At 66.6% G+C, this 5,766-nt stretch carries 5 protein-coding genes; 1 reads left to right on the top strand and 4 read right to left on the bottom strand.

Going from position 1 to position 5,766, the window contains the following annotated elements; genetic code table 11:
• Positions 1-78: 78 nt before the first annotated feature.
• From QZV84_RS05115 to QZV84_RS05100, 4 genes are all read right to left on the bottom strand, one after another.
• Complete coding sequence (locus QZV84_RS05115) at positions 79-849, bottom strand: ABC transporter ATP-binding protein (protein ID WP_292826322.1); 771 nt, start codon at positions 847-849, stop codon at positions 79-81.
• Between the two features lie 50 nt (positions 850-899).
• Positions 900-1,775, bottom strand: a complete 876-nt coding sequence (locus tag QZV84_RS05110; RefSeq protein ID WP_292826319.1) for an ABC transporter ATP-binding protein — start codon at positions 1,773-1,775, stop codon at positions 900-902.
• Between the two features lie 133 nt (positions 1,776-1,908).
• Positions 1,909-2,886, bottom strand: coding sequence for a branched-chain amino acid ABC transporter permease (locus QZV84_RS05105; RefSeq protein ID WP_292826299.1), 978 nt, complete (start codon positions 2,884-2,886; stop codon positions 1,909-1,911).
• Positions 2,887-2,890: 4 nt separating this feature from the next.
• On the bottom strand, positions 2,891-4,132 hold the full coding sequence (locus QZV84_RS05100) for a branched-chain amino acid ABC transporter permease (protein ID WP_292826316.1): 1,242 nt from the start codon (positions 4,130-4,132) through the stop codon (positions 2,891-2,893).
• A gap of 330 nt (positions 4,133-4,462) precedes the next feature.
• Between QZV84_RS05100 and guaB the strand changes: the two genes are divergently transcribed.
• Positions 4,463-5,766 (top strand): IMP dehydrogenase (guaB, locus tag QZV84_RS05095; protein ID WP_292826296.1); only part of this gene is annotated, 1,304 nt, incomplete at its 3' end.

Genomic DNA, 5,766 nt, shown 5'->3' with positions numbered 1-5,766 from the left:
GCACCTTCTCGGGACCCGGGGCACCTTCTCGGGACCCGGGGCACCTTCTCGGGACGGGAGGCACGGGCTCGAGGGGCGCTACACCCCGTCGGAGCCCAGTGTTCCGAGGTACAGCCCGATGACCTTGGGGTCGTTCAGAAGCTCGCGGCCGGTGCCCTCGTACGCGTCGCGGCCCTGATCGAGCACGTAGCCCCGGTCGCAGATCTGGAGGCACCGGCGGGCGTTCTGCTCGACCATGATGGTGGTCACGCCGGCCTTGTTTATGTCGGAGACGCGGATGAACGCATCGTCCTGCCGCACGGGGGACAATCCCGCCGACGGCTCATCGAGGAGCAGCACCGACGGGTCCATCATGAGGGCACGCGACATCGCCACCATCTGGCGCTCACCACCCGAGAGCGACCCCGCGCGCTGCTTGAGGCGCTTGCCGAGCTCCGCGAAGATGCCGGTGACGAACTCGAGCCGCTCGCTGTAGATCTTGGGGTTCTGGTAGAGCCCCATCTGCAGGTTCTCCTCGATCGAGAGCGAGGGGAAGACGTTGTTGGTCTGCGGCACGAAAGCTACTCCGCGTTTGACGAGCTTGTCCGCATTCAGCCCGACGATGCTCTCGCCGTTGACGGTGATGGCGCCCCCGCGCACCTTCACCAAGCCGAAGATCGCCTTGAGCAGCGTCGACTTGCCGGCACCGTTGGGGCCGATGATGCCGATCAGCTCGCCTTGCCGCGCAATCAGGTTCGTGCTGTTGAGGATGTTCACGCCCGGCAGGTAGCCCGCGACGAGGTCGGTGACCTCGACGACGACCGCGTCGGTCTTGGCGACCGATCGCTCGCCGGCGTGGCTCATGTCCATCGCCGGTGCCGCCGGTGCCACTTCGGGCGCTGAGCCCGTCGAAGGGTCGCTCACTTGTTCTCCTCCTCGGCCTCGGCGATGGCATCTTCTTCGGCGTCGTGGATCTCCGCCAGCAGTTCCTTCGCCTCCGCGTCGAGCTCGCCCGCGTATCGGCCGGTGATGACACCGAGGTCGACGTCCTGATGGCTGCCGAGGTAGGCGTCGATGACGGCTTTCTCGTGCATGACGGTCTCGGGCGGCCCTTCTGCCACGATGCGTCCTTCGGCCATCACGACGACCCAGTCGGCGATGTGGCGGACCATGTGCATGTCGTGCTCCACGAACAGCACCGTCATGCCGAGGTCCTTCAAGTCGAGGATGTGGTCGAGCAGCGACTCGGTGAGGGCGGGGTTGACGCCTGCCATCGGCTCATCGAGCATCACCAGCGTCGGGTCGCTCATGAGGGCGCGTGCCATCTCGAGAAGCTTCCGCTGACCGCCCGACAGCGAGGCGGCGAAATCCTTCTCCTTCGCGTCGAGCTTGAAGCGCTGCAGCAGCTCACGCGCCTTGCCCTCGATCTCGGTGTCCTGCGAACGCCAGAACGCGGGGATGAAGCTCGTCCAGAACCGCTCGCCCCGCTGCTTCGTCGCGCCCAGCTTCATGTTCTCGAGCACGGTGAGCAGCGAGAGCGCCTTGGTGAGCTGGAAGGTGCGCACCTGGCCCATCCGAGCCACTTTGAAGGCCGGGATGCCGGACAGGGTCGTGCCGTCGAACGACCACGTCCCGCTGTTGGGCTTGTCGAAGCCGCACAGCAGGTTGAACAGCGTCGTCTTGCCGGCGCCGTTCGGGCCGATCAGCGCAGTGATCGCGCCGCGCGGGATCTCGAGATGGTCCACGTCGACGGCGGTGAGGCCGCCGAAGCGACGAGTGACGTTGTCGACGATCATGATCGGGTCGGTCTTGGCGACGCCGGGGGCCGCGTCGCCCTTGGCGAGGCCGCCGGTCTTCGGTCGGCGGACGCTGCCGGTCGTGGGCGTGGTCTCGGCGGAGCCGTAGGCCGCAGCGCCGTTGTCCGCATCGCTATTTGACAAAGGTCATCTCCCTCTTGTCGCCGAGGATGCCCTGCGGCCTGAAGATCACGAGGACCATGAGGGCGACGCCGACCAGGATGTAGCGCAGCGTTCCGGCCTGAATCGAGGACATCGGCAGGATGCCGGCATCGGCGAGTTCGGGGAGGAGGTTGCCCAGGAAGGCGAGCACGACCCAGAAGATGACTGCGCCGAGCGTCGGGCCGAACACGGTGGCTGCGCCGCCGAGCAGGAGGATCGTCCAGAGGAAGAACGTGAGCGATGTCGTGTAGCTCGAAGGGACGACGGCCGAGGGAAGCACGTAGACGATGCCGCCCATCGCGCCGATCGCACCACCGACCACGAGCGCCTGCATCTTGTACGCGAAGACGTTCTTGCCGAGCGCCCGCACGGCATCCTCGTCCTCGCGGATGCCCTTGAGCACGCGACCCCACGGGCTGCGCATCAGCGACCAGACCAGCAGGATCGCGATCGCGAGCATCGTCAGACCGAAGACGCGCACCCACAGTACGGTCTCATTCGATTCCCACGGCCCGAACCCGTACTGGCCGGGCGGGAACGGGTTCGCGGCACGGAAGCCCTGGTGGTAGCCGCCCAGGCCATCGGCCGAGTTGGTCCACTGATCGAACACCTGGGTGGTGAACAGCAGCCGGACGATCTCGGCCGCGGCGATCGTCACGATGGCGAGGTAGTCGGCGCGCAGACGCAGAGTCGGGATGCCGAGGATCAGTGCGAACAGCGCCGCCGCGAGGAGGCCGATGATCATGCCGAGCCACCACGGGATGCCGAAGCTCAGCACCGCGATCGCGTAGCCGTAGCCGCCGAGGGCCATGAAGCCCGCCATACCGAAGTTGAGCAGTCCGGCGTAGCCGAAGTGCACGGCCAGGCCGGTCGCCGCGAGCGCGTACGCGATCGTGACGGGGCTCAGGATGTAGCTGAGCGTGTTCGAGAGAATTGCTCCCCAATCCATGGCGCTACCCCAATCTCTCTTTGCGACCGAGCAGGCCCTGAGGTCTGACGAGCAGGATGAGGATCAGCACGACCAGCGCGCCTGCGTACTTGAGGTCGGAGGGGATCCACAGCGTCGAGACCTCGACGACCACGCCGACGATCAGTGCACCCAGCAGTGCGCCGAACGCGGTGCCGAGACCGCCGAGGGTGATCGCCGCGAAGATCAGCAGCAGCATCTGAGTGCCCATGTCCCACTTCACACCTGGGCGGAAGTACGCCCAAAGGATGCCGGACAGGGCTGCGAGCACACCCGCGAGCACCCACACGATCCGGATGACCCGGTCCACGTTGATGCCGGATGCGGAGGCGAGCTGCGGGTTGTCGGAGATCGCGCGCGTCGCCTTGCCGATGCGGGTGCCCAGCAGGAAGTACGCGACGATCAGGATGACGACGATGCTCACCGCCATGCTGATCAGGTCGATGTACGACAGCGAGATCGGCCCGAACCGGATGGGTGCGGGGCTCGCCCCGGGCAGCTGGTAGGTCTTGCCGCCGATGAAGTACTGGTACGTGTAGCGCAGTGCGAGCGAGAGGCCGATGCTGACGATCATCAGCTGAACGACCCCGAGGCCTCTTCGTCTCAGAGGTCTCCACAGGCCGGCATCGAGCGCAAGTCCGAGCACGCCTCCCATGATCACCGCGATGATGATCCCGAGCCAGAACGGCACCGACCAGAACGAGGTCAGCACCAGCGCCATGAGCGCGCCCCAGGTGACCATCTCGCCGTGCGCGAAGTTCGACAGCCCGGTGGTGCCGTAGATGAGCGAGGCGCCCATCGCGGCCAGGGCGAGCAGAAGGCCGAAGTTGAGGCCGTTGATCAGGCGAACCATCAGCTGATCGAAGAACGATTGCGTGGCGCGTTCGCCCTCGCCGAGGAACAGGTTGACGATCTTCGACCCGGTGAGTCCGAATTCCACCTCCTGCGAGGCGGAGTCGCCGTCGACGATCACGCCCTCGGGCAGCGTCGACTCGTCGACCGTGAGGGTGTATTTCTCCTTTTCGGGGACGTACAGCCGCCACTGTCCCTCGGCGTTGGTGACCGTTTCGGCCTCGAAGCCGTTGCCGGCCACTTTGACAGTGACGTCGGGGACGCCCTGCTCCTCGAAGGTGATGACGCCGCCGAAGTAGAAGTCCGTCGCCTCTTGGTCACCGCCCGGGGCGTCCGGAGCGGACGCGAAAGCGCCCGGTGCGGACAGGAACAGCATCGCCGCCGCGAGGAGCGTGCCGATCACGACGACCAGCCAGGGCTGGACTCGTCGAACGCGTAGAGCCGTAGGACTCACAAAACCTCCCAGTCCGCCGCCGCGCGTCGAAGCTCCGGGTCGCAGCAGCGCTGATCACGACGGTACGAGCGTAATGTGTCGTCCTTGTTTCGCCTACAACACTCTTTGGACCTGGGTGGATCACTCGCCGTTCACCGCGATCGCGCGGAATGAATCGGGTGCCCGCTCGCTTAGAATCGAGTACGGCGCGTTCTGCGCACCGGCCGTCGTCGTCCACTTCGAGCAACGCGCGAGCCACGCGCAGGAGAACCCATGCAGAACCACGATCCCTTCGGCTTCGTCGGACTCACGTACGACGACGTTCTGCTCCTGCCCGGACACACCGACGTGATCCCGAGCGAGGCCGACACGTCCTCGCGCGTCACCCGCCGCATCACCGTGGCGACGCCGCTCCTCTCGAGCGCGATGGACACCGTCACCGAAGCCCGCATGGCGATCGCGATCGCCCGTGAGGGAGGCCTCGGCATCCTGCATCGCAACCTGTCGATCGACGAGCAGGCGTCGATGGTCGACCGCGTGAAGCGCAGCGAGTCGGGCATGATCTCCAACCCGATCACCACCACGCCCGATGCCACGATCGACGAGGTCGAGGCGCTGTGCGCGCAGTTCCGCATCTCGGGACTTCCGGTCATCGATCCCGACGGGCGCCTGGTGGGCATCGTCACCAACCGCGACATGCGCTTCGTCTCGGGCTTCGAGCGCTCCACGACCCACGTGAAGGACGTCATGACCAGCGAGAGCCTGGTCACGGCCCACGTCGGCATCGGCGCGAACGACGTGATCGCGATCTTCGCGAAGCACCGCGTCGAGAAGCTTCCCCTCATCGACGACAACGGCAAGCTCGCCGGCCTGATCACCGTCAAGGACTTCGACAAGAGCGAGAAGTACCCCCTCGCCACGAAGGACGAGCAGGGCCGCCTGCGCGTCGGCGCCGCGATCGGCTTCTTCGGCGACGCCTGGGAGCGCGCCGAGGCGCTGCGCGACGCCGGAGTGGATGTGCTCGTGGTCGACACGGCCAACGGCCAGTCCGCCGGGGTCATCGACATCGTCCGCCGGCTCAAGGCGGACGCATCCTTCGAGCACATCGACATCATCGGCGGCAACGTCGCGACCCGCGAGGGCGCGCAGGCGCTGATCGACGCGGGAGTGGATGCCGTCAAAGTCGGCGTCGGACCGGGTTCGATCTGCACCACGCGCATCGTGGCGGGCGTGGGCGTGCCCCAGGTCACCGCCGTGTACGAGGCATCTCTGGCAGCGCGGGAGGCCGGCATCCCGGTGATCGCCGACGGCGGCCTGCAGTACTCGGGCGACATCGCGAAGGCGCTCGTCGCCGGCGCCGACACCGTCATGCTCGGCTCGCTGCTGGCGGGCACCGACGAGTCGCCCGGTGAGATCGTCTTCCAGGGCGGCAAGCAGTTCAAGCAGTACCGGGGGATGGGATCGCTGGGTGCGCTGCAGACCCGCGGCAAGAAGACCTCGTACTCCAAGGACCGCTACTTCCAGGCCGACGTCCCCAACGACGACAAGCTGATCCCCGAGGGGATCGAGGGCCAGGT

Origin of the sequence: Microbacterium sp., from assembly GCF_011620715.1 — a bacterium.
GTDB lineage: Bacteria > Actinomycetota > Actinomycetes > Actinomycetales > Microbacteriaceae > Microbacterium.
Note: the sequence above shows the minus strand (reverse complement) of the source record. Positions and strands in the feature narration are given on the sequence as shown.

Coding starts and splice junctions, on each gene's coding strand:
- QZV84_RS05115 (WP_292826322.1), bottom strand. CDS start 849: ATGGACATGAGCCACGCCGGCGAGCGATCGGTCGCCAAGACCGACGCG.
- QZV84_RS05110 (WP_292826319.1), bottom strand. CDS start 1,775: ATGATCGTCGACAACGTCACTCGTCGCTTCGGCGGCCTCACCGCCGTC.
- QZV84_RS05105 (WP_292826299.1), bottom strand. CDS start 2,886: ATGGATTGGGGAGCAATTCTCTCGAACACGCTCAGCTACATCCTGAGC.
- QZV84_RS05100 (WP_292826316.1), bottom strand. CDS start 4,132: ATGCTGTTCCTGTCCGCACCGGGCGCTTTCGCGTCCGCTCCGGACGCC.